At 37.0% G+C, this 17,979-nt stretch carries 7 protein-coding genes and 1 riboswitch; all 7 genes read right to left on the bottom strand.

Going from position 1 to position 17,979, the window contains the following annotated elements:
* Nucleotides 1–4: 4 nt before the first annotated feature.
* Complete coding sequence (locus ABMA70_RS02360) at nucleotides 5–2,053, bottom strand: TonB-dependent receptor (RefSeq protein WP_392991769.1); 2,049 nt, start codon at nucleotides 2,051–2,053, stop codon at nucleotides 5–7.
* Nucleotides 2,044–2,156: riboswitch (TPP riboswitch) on the bottom strand. Its footprint overlaps the gene before it by 10 nt.
* Before the next feature lie 74 nt (nucleotides 2,157–2,230).
* On the bottom strand, nucleotides 2,231–2,590 hold the full coding sequence (locus ABMA70_RS02355; protein WP_392991771.1) for a hypothetical protein: 360 nt from the start codon (nucleotides 2,588–2,590) through the stop codon (nucleotides 2,231–2,233).
* A gap of 99 nt (nucleotides 2,591–2,689) precedes the next feature.
* Complete coding sequence (locus tag ABMA70_RS02350) at nucleotides 2,690–3,616, bottom strand: hypothetical protein (protein ID WP_392991773.1); 927 nt, start codon at nucleotides 3,614–3,616, stop codon at nucleotides 2,690–2,692.
* Nucleotides 3,616–4,293, bottom strand: coding sequence for a hypothetical protein (locus ABMA70_RS02345; protein WP_392991774.1), 678 nt, complete (start codon nucleotides 4,291–4,293; stop codon nucleotides 3,616–3,618). The genes ABMA70_RS02350 and ABMA70_RS02345 overlap by 1 nt, the downstream gene beginning before the upstream one ends.
* A gap of 16 nt (nucleotides 4,294–4,309) precedes the next feature.
* A complete protein-coding gene (locus tag ABMA70_RS02340; RefSeq protein WP_392991776.1) occupies nucleotides 4,310–5,209 on the bottom strand; it encodes a hypothetical protein in 900 nt (299 codons plus the stop codon).
* A gap of 12 nt (nucleotides 5,210–5,221) precedes the next feature.
* Nucleotides 5,222–8,185: a hypothetical protein gene (locus ABMA70_RS02335; protein ID WP_392991778.1), complete on the bottom strand. Its 2,964-nt coding sequence runs from the start codon at nucleotides 8,183–8,185 to the stop codon at nucleotides 5,222–5,224.
* A gap of 130 nt (nucleotides 8,186–8,315) precedes the next feature.
* Nucleotides 8,316–17,765: a tandem-95 repeat protein gene (locus ABMA70_RS02330; protein WP_392991779.1), complete on the bottom strand. Its 9,450-nt coding sequence runs from the start codon at nucleotides 17,763–17,765 to the stop codon at nucleotides 8,316–8,318.
* Between the last annotated feature and the right edge of the window lie 214 nt (nucleotides 17,766–17,979).

Genomic DNA, 17,979 nt, shown 5'->3' with positions numbered 1-17,979 from the left:
TAATTTAAAATTCATACTTTAAGCTAAGCCCATAGCTTCTTGGGGCCTCGTTTTGAGTATATAGCTCATCTTGCCAAGTTGGAGGCATATTCGCAAAGTAATAACCACGCAGAGAATATGTTTCATCAAATACATTCTTGCACCAAATTGAGACGTCTAAAGACTTGTAGCGATATCCTATCTTAGTATCAACTATCTGATACGGGTCAGATTTCAAATCGTGTGAATTTGAGTAGTAGAAATCATCTGAAGCGTAGAAGTTGATATCCCAATACAGTCCATTTCTATATTTATAGTTAAGGTTTAAATTAACTTGGTAGTTTGGAGCATGAGGCATTTGTCTTCCTTCAAGATCACGTGTACCAATATTGTAGTCTCCGTAGCGCGTTCCAAGTAGACCAAGTCCTGAAGAGAGGTTTAGGCCATATGGTTTTTCAAGACTAGCTTCAATCTCTGCTCCATAATTGAACCCACTTGCAGCGTTATCTGTGTAGAATGTGAACGAACTTGGATCCATTGGATCATCTTGAAATGATGTTTTAACTTGAGCATTATTTCGATACATAAAGAAAAGAGAGCTATTTATTGAAATCCCTTTTTCTTTTATCAGATATTTCTGTCCAATTTCTAATGAATAGAGGTCTTCAGGTTGAAACTCTTTTCTCGAATTTGGTACGGCCGACTGTGTGTTTATACCACCAGGCTTATATCCTTTAGATAATTTAGCGTATGCAAGATCACCAAGAAGTTCTTTTTTAGATAGCGTGATATTAAGGCCATACATCAGATCTTCTGGTGTAAGATTTGTTTTAATACCGCCTTCTAATGATTCAAATTCTACCTTGCGATATTCTAGACGTGCACCATAGTCTAAGCTCAATTTTTCACTTAGCTTATTTCTACTTTCAGCGTAAATTGAAACTAATTTTGTATCGACTTCTCCACTTATATTTTTTCTTACTGCTGAGTCTTCATAACCAACTTCCTTGAAATCTTCGTTAGATGATTTTAGGTAAATACCAGCTGTCGTGGCCTTTGATGAGAGACGTTGATCCAATGTGAAATCCTCTCGCTCTCTTGGGAACTCAATATTGTAGTCGTAGTCTGCGTTCCATCCTGGGATTGAATTCCAGTATGGATTATTTCCCCAGTCTTCATCGTAGCTATAATAAGATTTGTTTTCGAAGTGAGTTAATATCGATGTACTCGTCAGGTTTGCATTCAAATCTTTTTCAAGTTTTATGTATTGTCCAAATGTTCTACTTTCATCTTTACCTGGTTTATCTGAGCGTGTCGTGAAACCGTTGTCTTGAACAAACGCATCGTATCCGTTGTTTTTATCAAAGTAGTGTAACCCTGTCGTTAGAGTTGCCGTGTTAAAGTCCATCGTCAGATTAGTGCGTAGATTTATTTCGTCTTGTCCATTTGTATCCTTGCGACTTAAGTAATCATTGTTCATATAACCATCGCTATCTCTTTTACTAATAGCGAGTGCTAGCCCTGTCGTTTTACTTAGCATTCCTGAATAACTGATACTTTCTTCCCAAGTGTTAAATGATTCATATGAAAGATATGTATTTATTTGGGATTTTTGTGAAGGTGTAAGAGATTTTACATGAATCATTCCTGCCATTGCACTTGGACCAAAACGTGTTGCTTGAGGTCCTTTATAGATCTCAAGTTGCTTAACTCCGTTAAGGTTTGTTGTTCCAGAAACTCCCGTATAGTCTATTTCATCTACCATTAAACCAACTGAATAATTCGAAATCCCTTCATATGCTGAGCGCTCTCCAATACCTCTTATTTGAAAGAAGCTTGAGCGAGAGCTACCATTTGCCATATTTAGGTTTGGAATCGCCTTAAAGGTCTCACTGATATCTGTTGATTGTTGTTGCGAAAAATCTTTTTGCGTCTTTAAAGAAATACTATTAGCATCACTGTAATATTCTTTCTTTTCAAAAAGACCATAGATATAGATTGCATTGTCTGAATCTACTGTTTTTGTTTGAGCATGAATTAGTTGGGAAATAAATACTAGTATCAGTATTTTCATCTGAATCTCCTTACGCCAGCATTACCTGGATCAAGTTAGAAGGTTTTACGGCCAATTCCGCTATTCTCAGCCACATTATGGTGCAGCTCCCTTGTATAAATTTTGGTATTAATTACATTAATATAATTAAAAGGGCAAATAAAAAGGCCAGCTAGGCTGGCCCAATTATTTTATTTCTTAGAACTTAACTTTATAGTTTTTTACTTTTACAACGCCTTTTTTGATCTTTGCTGTAATAACAAGTTTAACATCTGTTGCACCTTCACAGTTATAACGAAGGTACATATTAAATAGTGATGCAGAAGCTTTTTCTGGCTGTGCAGTACAAGCTGCTAGGTAGTCTTCTTCAACAGTTCTAACTATTGATTTAACTTCTTCATTTGCCATTAGCTCTTCAACTGTTTCTTCAAAAACACGTTGAGATTGCTCAATTGAATCAAAGTCTGGCATACTCATTCCTGGAGGTAGTCCAATAGAGATACCTGCCTGTGCATTAAGTGTAAGTAGACACACTAGTGATAAAAGTGCTTTTTTCATATTATCCTCACTATCTATTTTTTGTTTGTATATTTGTTTACTAAATCGCATTTTACATCTGGAAATGCAAGGCAGGCCAAGTATCCCTGAAATTATTTCTTACTTAAATTCTGTAATAATATCGAATACTTCGTTGTAATCAGTTGATTGAATATCATCTGAGATAGATAGTCTAAATCGAGTTTGAATCGAAAAATTTATTGCCGAACAATAACTCTTTGTCGTGTTATTTTTTAATCTTAAATAGGGGATTCGTGCACTAAGTGGGAATATTAACTGATCACACTCTATTGAAAATGAGTCATTACCACTTTCTTGCGCAGTAACAACAATAAGTGAATCTATGATAGATTCACAACTTGGAAGAAATATTGGGTTAGTACTACGAGGTGCAAATCCTATTAATGCTTCATCATTTGCTCCAAAGACACCTTCGAGCTCTATATTCCATACCTTTGGAACTGGAGAGAAAAAGTCATCTTCTGAAATAGTGTAGTTGAAATGTATTTGATCATTTAATTGTAAATAACGTCCATTCGTCCCAGAACCTGATGAGTCCTCAATAGTCCACTGGAAATCATCAATATTTGTATATGCAGGAAGCTTAATTCTAAGTTGAGTTAGCGTTGTCGCTTTTCCAGTGCTAGTAAACTGGTATGTCTGCCAATACCAGCGATCTCCATCAATAGCATCATACATCAGCTGATTTTTCACTCGTTGGATATGTCTAATCCCTTTTGAAGTGATGGCCTTTAAGTCGAGTTCTGCACTTGTATCAGTCTTAAAACTAATCTCCAGTGTCATTCCAGCTTTTATACTAATGTCTTGGATATCATAGTAGTAATTTGAATTACTCGGTGATGAACAAGAGTAGCTACCTTCATACACTTGCCATGGATCAAGAGTTAGACCATTAAGGCCAATATCAGAATAGCTCTCACATCCAAAAGAGCCACCCATATTACAAGAAGCATAAATGCTGAAAGCAATAAGAGTTATGAATGTGAGAGCTATATTTTTAATCATTATAGGCCGTCAACACCAGTGAAACCAACATTGATTACAGCTTGGAAGTTGTCTGAAGTCGCTTCATCACCAGCTTCAAGAGCGATAATTCCTCTAACTGTAAGTGCTGTGTTATCTGCTAAGGCAGATAGAACTTTAGCGTTTGCTTCACCTGGGTTAGCTGCTGCAGAGTTGTATACTTCTGATGCAACATCAGTAATAGCTTTTTTAGTGTCTACCATGATATCGCCTGATACTAGGCTAGAAGTCGCTCCACCAAGAGTCTGTTGTCCATATGTATCTAGGCCTGCAGATACAAAAATCATTTTTTCAAGTGCTACAGATACATCATTTGAAGAAGATGTTAGAGATTTTGAAATTTTCAGGTAGTCACCTTTGAAAAGTAACATTTTTGATTTGATTTCAAATTTTATATAACGTGTATTTGATTCTCCATCAAAAGTACCTAGGTTTAATGTTGCATCTTGTGTGTGTGATCCAAAGCTTGTTGAACTTAGAGTTGCATCACAGTCATTAAATGTTACGTCTTTTCCACAATCAACAAGTGCAATCGAAACACTGCTAACTTTTGGTGAAAATCCACCTGATAATGTAATTGATCCATTTGCTGTTGAATCTGCTGCAAATGAATTGAAGCTTAATGCTGTTGCAAGTGTTGCTAGCTTAATTAATTTCATTGTCTTCTCCTTAAATTTATAAATTAGTTTGAATCATTACTGATTTGAATCCTAATGGTAAGTTTTTGTGATTTGTCCAGTTCTCGTAGTCAATCCCGTATAGCGGAACGGCCGTAAGATTTAATACTTCTGGAAAGTCCAGTCCAGGGTATTGTTGCGCAAATTGTTTTCTTAAATTTCTTAGGTGTGATTTAAGACTAATTTCCGATAAAATTGTCTTACCTCCTGGCAGGAGGTGGTTTTTTATATTGGCCTTAAATAAGTGCAGTTCGTTATCTACAGTTACACCATGAGACTCAAACCCTGATATCGGATCAGTATAGATTAGATTCATCTCAAAGAATGTGTAAGCGTTTCCTTTATTTGCAAGTGCATAAGTAAGCTTGTTCTTTTTCTTGTCAAATTTTAAGAATCTCAATTGTGGTGATACTTGAGCCTCTTTAGTTGAGTAATAAATTTCACCAACGATGAAGCTTGTTGCTCCACTCATATAATCAATTTTAAATCCGGCCTGAAAACTACCTGTCTTTAAGTCAGAGGCAATGTTAATTTGTAGTCCATAGTGCCTTGTCTCTCCAGGAGCTAAACTTTGTTCAATAGAAAAGCTTTCAATCCCTTTTTCATCTAAAAGTGACATATATGGCGCTAATGAATAACTTACATCTTGACCAATTCTATATGGAAGATAGCTATAACTACCATCTCTTGATTGGATAAGCTCTGTTTTGATAATAGTGTAGCGACAAATACTGTCACTAGTGTTTTTTACAACGATTTCTCTCTTCTTGTCTCCATCTTCAACATAGTGTTTGATTGCAGGATGTGACTTTTTGCCATTATCGTCCTTTTGTAGAACGAGACAGGCCGAAGCTGAAAGGTTTGCACAAAGTAGAATGATAGTTAAAAATATTTTCATCTCTTATTGGCCTTAATTATTGTAGAAGAGGTTTCTAGTTCTTCTGATTTGTAGTTCTTCACCATTTTCATTTTCTAACTCAATATCAATAGTGATCTCGTTTTTTTGACTTAGCAATGAAATAAGATTTTTCAAGTCGATATTAATATCCCACATGCCAGAATATACTTCTTCGATTTCTATATCAACTTGATAGCCATCAAGTTCTACGGAAATATTTGAAAGAATTGTGTATTCAGTTTCAGATGAGTCTAATATTAATAAGGCGCTAAATTTAGGCGAACTAATTATACTGCTGTCAAACTCTGAAACAATAAGCTCCTGTGTCGGCAGAGTGTCTGCATTAATGATTTCGAACCCAAATGATATTGTCTGCATATTGTCTTTAGGTAGCTCTAATGTAACTTCTTTCTGGATCTCTTGGTAAATAGGAGAGTTTGCTGTCGCAATTAACTTGTAATTTCCGTTTTTAAGACGTGAGTAATTAATTCCATTTAAAGAACGGGCGCTTATTGGAATAATCTCACCATTCTTATTTATTAATTGGTATGTGATATCTCCAATTAGAGTATCGAAGTCTTTTTCAAAACGTCCATTCTTGTTAATATCATTATAAGAGAAGACATTGATTGATGATATTTCCTTTAGTGCAAAGTCCACATATACAGTTTGATTCTTTATGACCTTTGTCCCCTTATAGTATTGCGCTGACTCCAAAGACTTCGCAGTAACTTGTCGCTCAATAAGAGAGATGTGATCAATATCTGGTTTAAGCTCATTAATGATATATTTGCCATTTTTGTCGGTTGTAGTGCTTCCTGTTACGCTATAAATATTAAGGCCTTCAACACCCGGCTCAAAATCTTCACATAGGCCATTTAGGTTTCGATCAATACAGATTCGGCCAGCAATACTACCTGTGCGTTTTCCACCAAAAGCATCTTCGACACCTCTTGGCGTCTTTGCTCCAAAACGGTATTGAAAACGAATACCTATTTGATAATCGATATCATCATATTGATGATTATCTTCTGCTCTTGTATAAATTTCGAATGAATAATTACTGTCTGCTCCTGTTCGAATACCTGCTTCGATATAATCAAGATCAGTTTGTGTTTGTGTTACGTAATCGTTTCTTTGGCCTTCATCATGTCCAATTCTAACGTAGGCATCACCATTAAAGTGGTTATTGTTGATATTATAATTTACGCCTACACTAGTACGTGTACGATATGAGTCATCCCCATATGATTCATACTCAAAATGCGATCTTATTGTGAACTTTGGTGCTTTGTAGCTTAAATCAACAGATATGAAAGGTTCGTTAGTATAGTCTTGAATATTTGCATCTGTATAATTCTTGCTTGCAACACCAGCTCTCATTGCGGCATATAATTGCTTGTTCTGGTAGGCGAATGTGATGAACTTTCTTTGTTCACTTTCACTTGAGCTAGTTTGATCTTGGTAGTTAACACTGGCCGACAAGCCTCCTCCCATTGGAAAGCTTACACGAACATTATTAGAGCTGCGATGTGATCTACTCTGCTCATTTGTTTCGAAAGTGTCTTTGTTTAGTTCGTCATTTCTACTAAGTTCGAGAAGAACACCATCAAAATCGTAAGATAGAGAAGTATTATTATAGATAACTTCTTGAAAACGATCTCTTCTATAACCAGAAGTTATTGCAATAGGGAGGTTCTTTCTTACCATGTAACGAATAGCTGTACGGTAATCTTGTATTACTCCACGTTGAGGGTCATCGGAAACAGTTAGGGATGGTGCAAATGATAATTTATCATTAGGATTAAAATTTCCACGATAGCCAATTGAGCCAGATGTTTCACCAGAGTCTGTATTCTGGTTGATGATAACAAAAGTTCGTTGTCCTGGTTTTGGGTCATATTGAACCATGGCCGCTGTATTAAATTCATCATTTTCGTCAACACCTACTAGCGTTCCAACTTTTAGGTTAGGCAATATATCTCTTGAATAGGCAACACCATCACGGGCCTCGTTACCAACATTTGTATCAACGTCTAGATCGACATTATTTCCAGCACTAAATCGCCAGCTATCACCATCAAAGTGGAATGTGCCACGTGCATCTTGTGCTTGTCCATTGACCATATTTGCTTGTACGTAGCTCGATAAAGAAACATAGTCTGATAGGGCCCCGTTAGAATTTAAGACTACTGAACTTAGATTTGAGTCTTTACCTTCCACACTCATGTAGTCATTAGTAATAGTTAGTGTTGTATCGAGGTAATTACCTTGTCTATCCTGGTTATTTGTTGAGCTAACAAATTTTACCTGGAATTTTTTTTGAAATTTTGTAATTGTTCCAACTTTTGCGCTCACTTCAAAGGCCGCATAAGTTGAAGTACTATTTTTAAAGTTAACTCTTACAGGAAGAAGCTTTACTTCATTTGCAGCAATGGTAATAGGGGAGCTGTTTACACTCACACTTACTTCAGGTGTTAAATTTCTTATTGAGAAGTTATAAACTTCACTTGAGTTACCAGTATTTTTAACCTTTAAGTTAAGAGAGTGATTTTTCTTATTTGTTTCAATATTTTGATCAGCATCAAAAAAATCGAGATTATGTTTCTTGGCAACAACAAAGCTAATATTGTTTTCAATCTTTTCTTGTGTCTGTGTATTGGTAAAAACAATTTTCAATTCATGAATTGTTCCTGCATCAACAAAGCTTGGAGTGTATGTATAAAAAGTTAAATAAGTTAGATCGCCAGCAATTAGGTTTGCTTCTTCTGGGCCTTCGGCACGCCACTGCTGATTACTTTCAATTGTAATTTTATACGTGGCATTTGATACTGATTTTATCGGAAGAACTTGTATGGCAACTTCACCTGGAAGAACACTCTTGTCTGGAAGCATACTAATATCTAGTTCACTTCCTAGTACTAGTAAATTGATGAAAAAAACGAATAGGGAAAGCGTAGTTTTTATCTTCTTCATAATGCTCACATCTTAGCTTAAATAAGATGAAAATATTCATTGTTGAGCATTATTTATAACTATGTATGTCTTTTGTACATGAGTAAAATCAGTATTTTATGGAAACAAACGTTAGGTAACCTAAACTTGTTTAGAGAAAGTATTCTGCAACTCCATAGAGTCCGTTTTGCTCAAATGGGAAGATGATTGAGTCATTAGTTGGATTGTAATCAAACTCCACACCACGACATGAAAGTTGAGGCATTGTCCAACTCAGGGCACCAAGATCAGTGTCAGTATCGATATTGTGAGCATATAGTCTGCTAGCATAGCAGTAGTAGAGATATTGCGTTCCGCCTCTTCTAGTGTAAACGAAACCGTCATCAATATTTCTAGCTGTATAGGCTATTTGCTCAACGTTTCCGTCTTTAAAGGCAATAATTCTGCGCTGAGCACCACGATACATCTTCGCTGTTACATACTTCGCATCAACACTATCGTAGTAGATATTTCTGTAATTATCCCAGTACTCATATTCACAAGTGCTACCAGAAGTTGGTGCAGTTCTTAGTTCTGTACAACCTTCTTCTGTACTATTGTATCCAAGAACACCCCAGACGTGTTCTTGTCTGTAGCTATCGGCCGAATCATATGCCTTAAGCATAAAGTCTTCGTATCTTAGGTCTGTTGAGTTATATCTCATTCTATTTAAGAATAGCTTACCATTGGCAAAACCAAGAGGTAGGGCCCTGTTTTGATCACCGGCAACATCAATGTCACTGCCAATTTTTCCATCAGAAGTCGGGTCATAATAAGCTGTACCACTTGTATTGCTAAAGACATCTTCCCACATACCTGTTGAGCGGTTAAGCATTGAAAAACGTCCATAGTGCCATTCTACACGGTCCATATAGATATTTCCCGTTGCACGATCAACTACGGTCCAATATGGGTTTCTTACTGGCTGTGTTGTTGCAGCTGCAGCAGTTGAAGCTGTGGCCACTGTACCATTACCTGCGATACTGTGAATATTCCCTTCGATAGTAAATTCTTTTAGATAGTAAGATGAAGTGTCATTTACAACAATCTTTCCGTTATTTAATCTTGTGACACGGCTAATATTACTAAAGCGGGCATTAACGGCATTTACATTATCTCCGTAAGACTGACCTTGGCCAAAGATTGTAACAACTTTCCCTTCGTTATCTAGGGTTCTAATTTTACCGCGGTCACTGAAATAAATTTTTCCATTCTTATCAACGAAAACCGAATAGATATCCATATTACATGCAGTGGCCAGAGTACCATCTGCACATTCTCCAAGCGTTCCAGAACCTAGGATTCTTGTGTATGTTCCATCAAAATTATTACGATTCATGTAACTTCTTGCTACTGTTACATATGAGTTACCATCCATACCTGTATAGTTATAGTAGTGATACCAACGGTAGCTATTATCTAGTGGTGTAATAGATTGACCAGTTGTTGGATCAAAATAAATTCTTGCATAAGTATAGTCAGAAGTTGATCCATACATATCACAGCCTGGAAAATTCTTATGGTGATAGGCCGTTCCAGTGATTCCTTGAATCTGAGATGTCGCTTGATTAAATTTGATACCAGTATATCCAACTCGACACTTAGATAGGTCTTGAGATGCCTGCCAACCATTTCCTGTACCACCAAGATAGAATGATTCAACTTGCCCTGTTGCTGCTCTGTAGATACGCACTTTGAAGTTGCCGTCTGTTTCAATACTTTCTGATCTTTCAGCATTAAACCAGATATCACCATTTGGTAGTGGTGTGAATAACACAGCATTCGTACGGTAATCAGAGCTTGATAATCCTCGCATTTGAAGATCTAGTGGGTTTGCTACAGTGTCTGCAGTGCTAGAGCCACCACCAATAATCGTTTCAATTGTTGGGTTTTCAAGATTTAAGTCAACTCTTCTAATTCTGTTATAATCAAGGATTAATAGTCTCCCTTGATAATCAAGAGTGATTTTCATAGGGTAGCGTAGAGTTGCACTCTCGGCCGGCCCACCATCTCCAGTTGACGTTCCAGTTTTTGCAATGAAGAGTTTCTGCTTACCATCTGCAGGGTCAACTGTGATAATACCTCTTTTATAATCTGCAAAATAAATATTACCATCATCAGTAAAGACAAGAGTGTGGATATCAGAAGAGTCTCCAACGCGCTTGTTAAAGAATAGGGCCGATCTCGCATCCCCACCTAGACCTGCTTCAGTATTTCCTGCAATAATCTTAATACGATCAGCATTTAATGGAGTTGAAGTAAGCTGTGTACTAATACCTGAGATATTTGTTACCTTAACTCTGATCTTGTATGCAGTTGCCAGAGGTGAACCACCTGTCCACTTAAAACAACCTTCATTTGCAGCTAAAGTGATGCTAGGACAACCGTGATTAGTATGTGGTGAAATTCCTTGTGCTCCAGCAATTGCCGTAAATGTTTGTTCATCTTGTGTATAGAAAAGATTAATTGCCGTAGTCGAAAGACCAACAGCATCGTCTACCTTCCAACGAATATAAAGGTCAGTACCTGTTGGAACAGAGGATTCTGCTCTTGTTGGAGGAATTGATGATAAATCATTATTAGCAGCAGCTACGTCCCAAATTAGTGGAGGAGCATCTTTACTATATACAATTTGATCGTAGTCAGTACTTAGCACTTGTGTGTTTGATGAAATATTTCCAGCTTCATCTTTTACCCAAGCATAAACATCGTATAAAGCAGGCTCCCAACCAAGAAGATAAGAGTAGTCTGTTACAGTGATATTTTGTGCTGGAGTTATTCCAATCGAAGTCGAGTTCACTGCAATCCAACAAGCATCGTCACTTGCAGGTTGAGTCGTTGTATTTGATTGAAGACAAATATGAGTTAGATAAACATTCGCATTTTGAGAACTAGCTGTTAACGAATATGGAATAAAGTTAGTTGGTGATGGATCCGCAACTCCTGCAGATATCGTATTTATAACGGGAAGGCCTGTTTCACGATACCAGTTACCTGAAACCGTTGTCGTATTAGAGGCAGCGTTCGTTTGAGCAAAATTATATGTATTGTTAACATCTGATGCAGTTGATGCTGTTGTCCATGACCATACACCTGAAGTACAAGTTGTTGTCGTCGTTTGTGCTCCAGTAATATTGATCGTTAATCCATTTTCACACGTTCCTGTGAATGTGGCAGTAGAACCATTATTTTTTATCGCGTTAACATCGATCGCTAGAGCAGGGAAATTAGAGTCTCTTGTCCAAGTATATGTTAGTGCTGATGTATTTCCTGCTGAGTCAGATTGTGTGAATGTGAATGCTCTCGTGGCATCTGTAGTGTAATTTGCCGATGTCCATGTCCAAGATGACGCTGAACAAGTAATACTTGCTGACTCTGTTCCAGAGATAGAGATAACATTTGTTCCTTCACAAATACCAGATACTGTTATGCTGTCTCTCAGAACTGTTTCTGATTGGTTTTCTCCGATCTCGATTTGGATTGGTGCTGTCGCATTAAATGCCGGAGCTGTAGCGTCACGTTGCCAAGAAAGAGATAGGGCCGGAGAAGATGTATTTCCTGCAGCATCAGTTTGAACTAAGTTATAAACAAATGTGCCATCTGTTGTTTTTGGTGAAGGTGTCCAGCTCCATGTCCCAGAAGAACAATTAAATGAAGTTGTTTCATCACCTGTAACATATATCGTATATGTTCCTTCACAAGTACCTGACCATGCGTTTGGTGTGTTAGCATTTGTAAAGTCTGGTGAGATACCAGCCGTTTTAGTAAGAATTGGAGCGACCTCATCACGTATGAAAGTTCTTGTAACAGAAGTCGAGTTACCCGCTGCATCGACTTGATTGATTGTTATATTCTTTGCTCCATCGTTGTCTGAGAAGTTTACTGTTTGTGAGAAAGTCCCCCCAGAACAAGCAATCGAAAATGCAGCTTGAATATCACCAGAGATATTAATATTTAATCCACTTTCACAATTTCCGTTAATCGTCGTACTTGATAAGTGGTAAGAGTTATTTGCTGGTGATGTATAACTTAGTGCTGGTGCAATAGAGTCAATCACAAATGCAGCTGACTCAACTGTTGCAGAGTTTCCAGCTAGGTCTGTAAATGAAACTCTAAACTTAGCGTTTGATGTATTAATAGATGGAACACTCCACGCTCTTGTAAAAGATTGTGAACTAATTGGTCCATTAATGGCCGCAGTTGTGCCAATTGAAGACCAACTACTTCCGTTGTAGAAATCTACTTGGAAGTTTTGTGCCGTCGATGTACTGGCATCAGTAGCGCTCCATGCAAGATTAATATTATTTCCGCCTTTTTGGATCGAAGGAGTTGTTAGTGAAAGACTTGGGTTAATTGTATCGTAGTAAACACTTATATTAGTTGATGATGTGGAAATATTTCCGTGTGGATCTTTTGACCAAGCTCTAAGTGTATGAAGTCCTTGAGTTGCACTTGCAAGAGTGTATGTTGTAGCATTTGCAACTGTTGAACATGCTACCCATGCATCACCAGCGGCCGGCTGGCTTCCTTCGTTAATGATCACAGAAGAAATATCGCTACAGCTACTTACTGTCATAGTATTTGCAGTTGAGTTCGTATAAGTCGCAGATGTAAGTGCAATAGTCGGCGCAGCTGAAGGTGTTTTATCTGTTACGTTAATCGTTACAGTTTCAACAGAAGCCGCATCAATAGTTCCATCATTTGCAATGAATGTGAATGTTTCGCTACCATGGAAATTAACATTACTAGTATATGTACATGTAAGATCAGTTCCATAACTACCTGTTGTGATACAATTTGAAAGAGTTCCATTAGATGGTGGCGTAACAATTTTATAAGTAAGAGCATCACCATCGACGTCTGTAGCATTGCTTAATGTAATTGCCAGTGCCGTATTATCATTTGTCGTAAATGACTGATCAGCTGCCATAACTGGTGCATCATTAATAGAGTTTACAATAATCGTAACTGTTGCAACTGTTGAATTAGCTGAGCCGTCATTTACTCTATATGTAAAAGTAGTTGTACCATTAAAGTTTGTTGCAGGCGTATAAGTACAGGCACGTGAAGTCCCTCCTGTGCAACTTAATGTTCCTGTCGCTGGGTCTGTAAGCTTGATATATGAAAGTGTGTCACCGTCAATATCTGAGCCAGCATTTAAGTTGAAGTTTAGTATTGTGTCTTCATTTGTTGAAACAGTTTGAGTTGCTGCAAGAGTTGGCACATCATTTACAGCGTTAATTGTAAGGTTAACAGTTGAGCTTGTTGCTGAATCTAGTAGCCCATCATTTGCTAGATATGTAAATGAATCGGAACCATTGAAATTTGCATTTGGTGTATAAGTACATATGATATCAGTTCCGTAAGAGCCTGTTGTAATACAGTCTGTAATTGTACCATTTGTTGGAGAGTTTATTATTTTATAACTAATAGTCTGCGCTGGTAGGTCAACATCAGTAGCTCCATTTAAAGTTATACTAAATGGAGTATCTTCATTAGTTACTTCACTTTGATCTGCAATCATTACTGGTGCATCATTGATTGCATTAACTGTGATATTTACTGTAACAGTATTTGAATCAAGTGCTCCGTCATTTGCTTTATAAGTAAATGAGTCACTTCCTTCAAAATTAAGACTTGGTGTATATGTACATGCTGTTGACGTTCCACCTGTACATGAAAGAGTTCCGTTTGTTGGATTTGATACAATAAGATATGAAAGCGCATCATTTTCAATATCAGTGGCCGCTGTTAGATTAAAGCTATGGGCTGTATCTTCATTTGTTGAAAATGACCAGTCTCCAGCAAGAGTAGGAGCATCGTTTACACTATTGATTGTTAATGAAACTGTCGCATTTGTTACAGCAACCCCAACACTATCAGTTGCAGTATAAGTAAATGAATCACTTCCATAGAAGTTTGCATTCGGTGTGTAAGTACACGAGATATCAGTTCCATAGCTGCCAGTTGTAATACAATTTGAAATAGTACCGTTTGTAGGAGAAGTAATGATCTTATAACTTAATGTCTGAGCTGGAAGATCAACATCTGTCGCACCATTAAGTGTGAAGTTTACAGCAGTATCTTCATTTGTTGAATGTGCTTGATCTGCTGCCATAACAGGTACATCATTCACTGCCGAAACGTTAATTGTAACTGTTGCAAGAGTCGAATCAAGTGCACCATCATTTACTTTATAGGTAAATGTCGTTGAACCATTAAAGTTTAAATCAGGTGTGAATGTACAGGCCGTAGATGTACCACCTGTACAGCTAAGGCTCCCATTTGCTGGAGTTGAAACGATTATGTATGAAAGTGTATCCGCCTCAATATCTGAACCTGCAGTTAGGTTAAAGTTAAGTACTGTATCTTCATTTGTTGATACACTTTGAGTGGCCGCAAGAGTTGGAGCATCGTTTACAGGAGTGATTGTAATTGATACTGTTGAATCCGTTGCAGAGTCTGTTAGTGTGTCATTTGCTCTATATGTAAAAGAGTCACTTCCGTTGAAATTTGCTCCTGGCGTATAGTCACAAATAATATCAGTAGAGTACGTTGATGTATTAATACAGTTTGAAAGAGTACCATTTGCTGGAGCTGTAATTAGTTTATATTGAATTGTTTGTGCAGGGATATCAACATCCGTAGCACCTGAAAGAGTGAAGCTAAGAGTATTATCCTCTGCAATCGTTTCAGATTGGTTTCCGGCCATTACAGGAGCATCATTTTCTGAAGTAATGTTCACGGTAACTGTTGCTACTGATGAATCAAGTTGTCCATCATTTACTTTATATGTGAAAGTAGTTGATCCGTTATCATTTAGGTCTGGTGTATATGTACAATCTCTAGATGTACCACCAGTACAAGTTAAGGTACCTTTTGCAGGGTCTGAAACGATTATATATGAAAGTGTGTCTCCTTCAATATCTGCTCCAGCATTTAGAGTAAAGTTAAGTGCTGTATCTTCATTTGTACTAACTGTTTGAGTTAGAGCAAGTGTCGGAGCATCATTAATAGCGTTAATTGTTAGAGTTACCGTCGCAAAAGTGACTGCATCTGTGACAGTATCATTTGCAATATATGTAAATGAGTCTGATCCGTTGTAATTGGCATTTGGAGTATATGTACAGTCTCTATCATTGATATAAGTCGCAGTCGTTATACAATTTGATAGAGTACCGTTAGTAGGAGCTGACAAAAGTTTGTATGAGATTGTTTGGGCAGGAAGATCCACGTCTGTTGCAGTATTTAACGTGAAATTAATTGCAGTATCTTCATTAGTCGTCTCTGATTGATTTGCTCCCATTACTGGAGCATCATTTACTGTGTTAACAGTAATTGTCACAGTGGCCGTTGTTGAATCAAGCTCTCCGTCATCAACTTTATACGTAAATGTATCAGTTCCATAAAAGTTTAAATTTGGATTATAGCTACAAGCTGTCGATGTTCCCTGTGTACAATTAAGTACACCACTAGTCGTTGATGAAATAATAGTATAATTGAGAGGTGTTGCTTCAATATCACTTCCGGCCGCTAGATTGAAGTTAATGACTGTATCCTCATTTGTCGTTTCTGCTTGAGTAGCTGCAAGTGTAGGAGCATCGTTAACTGGAGTAATGGTTAGTGATACAGTTGCTACACCTGCAGAATCTAGAGACCCGTCATTTGCAATATAACTAAAGCTATCATTTCCATAAAAATTTGTATTTGGAGTATAATCACAAGTTAAATCATTTCCATATGTACCTGTTGTAATACAATTTGAAAGAGTTCCATTATTCGGAGAACTTACAATTTTATATGTAAGGGATGCTTGTGAATTATCAACATCCGTAGCCTGGTTGAGAGTGATTGCAAGTGTGTTATCTTCAGCTAAAGTCAGACTTTGATCTGCACCAATAACTGGCCTATCATTAACATTTGAGACATTTAAAGTCACAGTCGCTTCAGTTGAGTCTAGCTCTCCATCATTAACTTTATATGTAAAAGTATCAACACCTACAAAATCTGCGTTTGGTGTATACGTACATTCATTAGTTGTTCCTACACAAGTAAGTGTTCCGTTTGTTGGTAGTGAAGTTGTAATATAAGATAGACTTGGCGAGTCCACATCATCACCAGTTGTCAGAAAGAAGTTGTGAATAGTATCTTCTATTACATTTACACTTTGAGATGCTACAAGAGTAGGAGCATCGTTAATTTGTTCTACATCGAGAGTATAGATAAATTGATGATGAGGTATTGCTGTGTTTACATTGTCGTCACCATCATTCTTCTTACCAATTCTAACAATTATCTCAGCACTTGCTGCAGTATCAGCTGGTGGAGTGTAGCTCCATGTACTAGCATTTGAAACAGTCGCTCCATTAAGTATCCATTGATAGGCAACAGGATATGATGAATCCCAGTGAACTGCACTTGTTTTAAAGTCACTAGAAATTCCTTCTTTTAATGAAGTCGGTGTTTCAAGAGTTTTTAACTTTGGTGCAGCATCTTTTAAAATTGCAGCAGTTTCACCATTCGTTAATTCTGTGAAGATGTTGCTTGCCTCTGTATTATTCGCAAGCTCACTGTAAATTAAGTCATAGTCTATTGTTTGATTATCGATACTTGCTTCAATTAAAGCTTCTGTGCGATCGAGATAATCAGCAAGCTCTTTCGTTGGAGTATACTCAAAATCTGTATTCGTGATTTTTGCTAGTAATGTTGAAACCGGAGTAATATCTTGTGGAGTAAAGTAACTAGTTACAACTTTTTCTAGCTCATCACTACAACCAGATACTTTAACTTTGTAACGAGCAGGAGCTGTCAGATCGAGGGCCAACTTCTTTGCATCAAAATTAAAATAAGTTGAAGTGTTGATTCCTTCAAATGTAATCGGGTTATCTTCAAGGACTGTCATTGTCACAAGATCAAAAAGTTCTACCTTTGGATTGTCACAAGTTGTTGCTGCATAGGCACTATCAATGAAGATACTTTTATTTGTTTGTGTTATTAGTCCTGATAGAGGAGGGATTCGCCCTTCAATGGCCGGAGTAACTATAACTGTATTGCTTGAACCAGTGTTTTGTTGCTTAGTATCTATTTCTTCATCATTATCTTCAATATCATTTGGAGGAGTTGGGATGGAGTAAACAATTTGTTTACTTTCTTCTTGCTTCTCTATTTTTTCAATTGCTTTTGCAGGCATCCTTTCAAATGTATTATTCGAATAATATGGCCTAGAGTAATCTGAATCGTTTAAGAATACTTGTGTTGAATTATTTTTCTTTTTATTAACAGCAAGTTTTGAGATTTGAAAATCTGCTCTTTTTTTACTCGGTTCAACTGCTTCGTCTACACTTTCTTGTGCAACTGAAGATGGACTTCTTTTACTGAACGTAGCTACATTTGAGTTTAGCCTTGCTTTAACTTTTGGTTTAACTAGTTCATATTCAATACCAATCTCTTTCGCAATCTCACTGTAGCTATTTGTCTTCGCTGTATCGTCTGCAAAGAAGATATAGCTAAAGCTAAATAGTGATGCCAGCGCTAGTCCGACGTAGAGTATTGGTTTTTTCAAAGTCCCTCACAACTTTCTTAATATTTAGTCGATGGTGAATAAAATTTGTTCTTAAATATTTTCGACTTAATATAATATTTCTTTAGTATTAAAGCATTTAATGAACAGATCACTAAATTCAGTTACTTATATCGGCTTTCTAAGGGTAATATTTAATTTTGTGGCAATTTTTTGTGGACTTTCAAAATTCTAAGATGAGATTTCAAGGCCTTAT

Source organism: Halobacteriovorax sp. XZX-3 (genome assembly GCF_043196495.1).
In the GTDB taxonomy this organism is placed as follows: Bacteria; Bdellovibrionota; Bacteriovoracia; order Bacteriovoracales; family Bacteriovoracaceae; genus Halobacteriovorax_A.
The sequence above is the reverse complement of the archived record's forward strand: the minus strand, read 5'-3'. Positions and strand labels throughout refer to the sequence as shown.

Coding starts and splice junctions, on each gene's coding strand:
- ABMA70_RS02360 (WP_392991769.1), bottom strand. CDS start 2,053: ATGAAAATACTGATACTAGTATTTATTTCCCAACTAATTCATGCTCAA.
- ABMA70_RS02355 (WP_392991771.1), bottom strand. CDS start 2,590: ATGAAAAAAGCACTTTTATCACTAGTGTGTCTACTTACACTTAATGCA.
- ABMA70_RS02350 (WP_392991773.1), bottom strand. CDS start 3,616: ATGATTAAAAATATAGCTCTCACATTCATAACTCTTATTGCTTTCAGC.
- ABMA70_RS02345 (WP_392991774.1), bottom strand. CDS start 4,293: ATGAAATTAATTAAGCTAGCAACACTTGCAACAGCATTAAGCTTCAAT.
- ABMA70_RS02340 (WP_392991776.1), bottom strand. CDS start 5,209: ATGAAAATATTTTTAACTATCATTCTACTTTGTGCAAACCTTTCAGCT.
- ABMA70_RS02335 (WP_392991778.1), bottom strand. CDS start 8,185: ATGAAGAAGATAAAAACTACGCTTTCCCTATTCGTTTTTTTCATCAAT.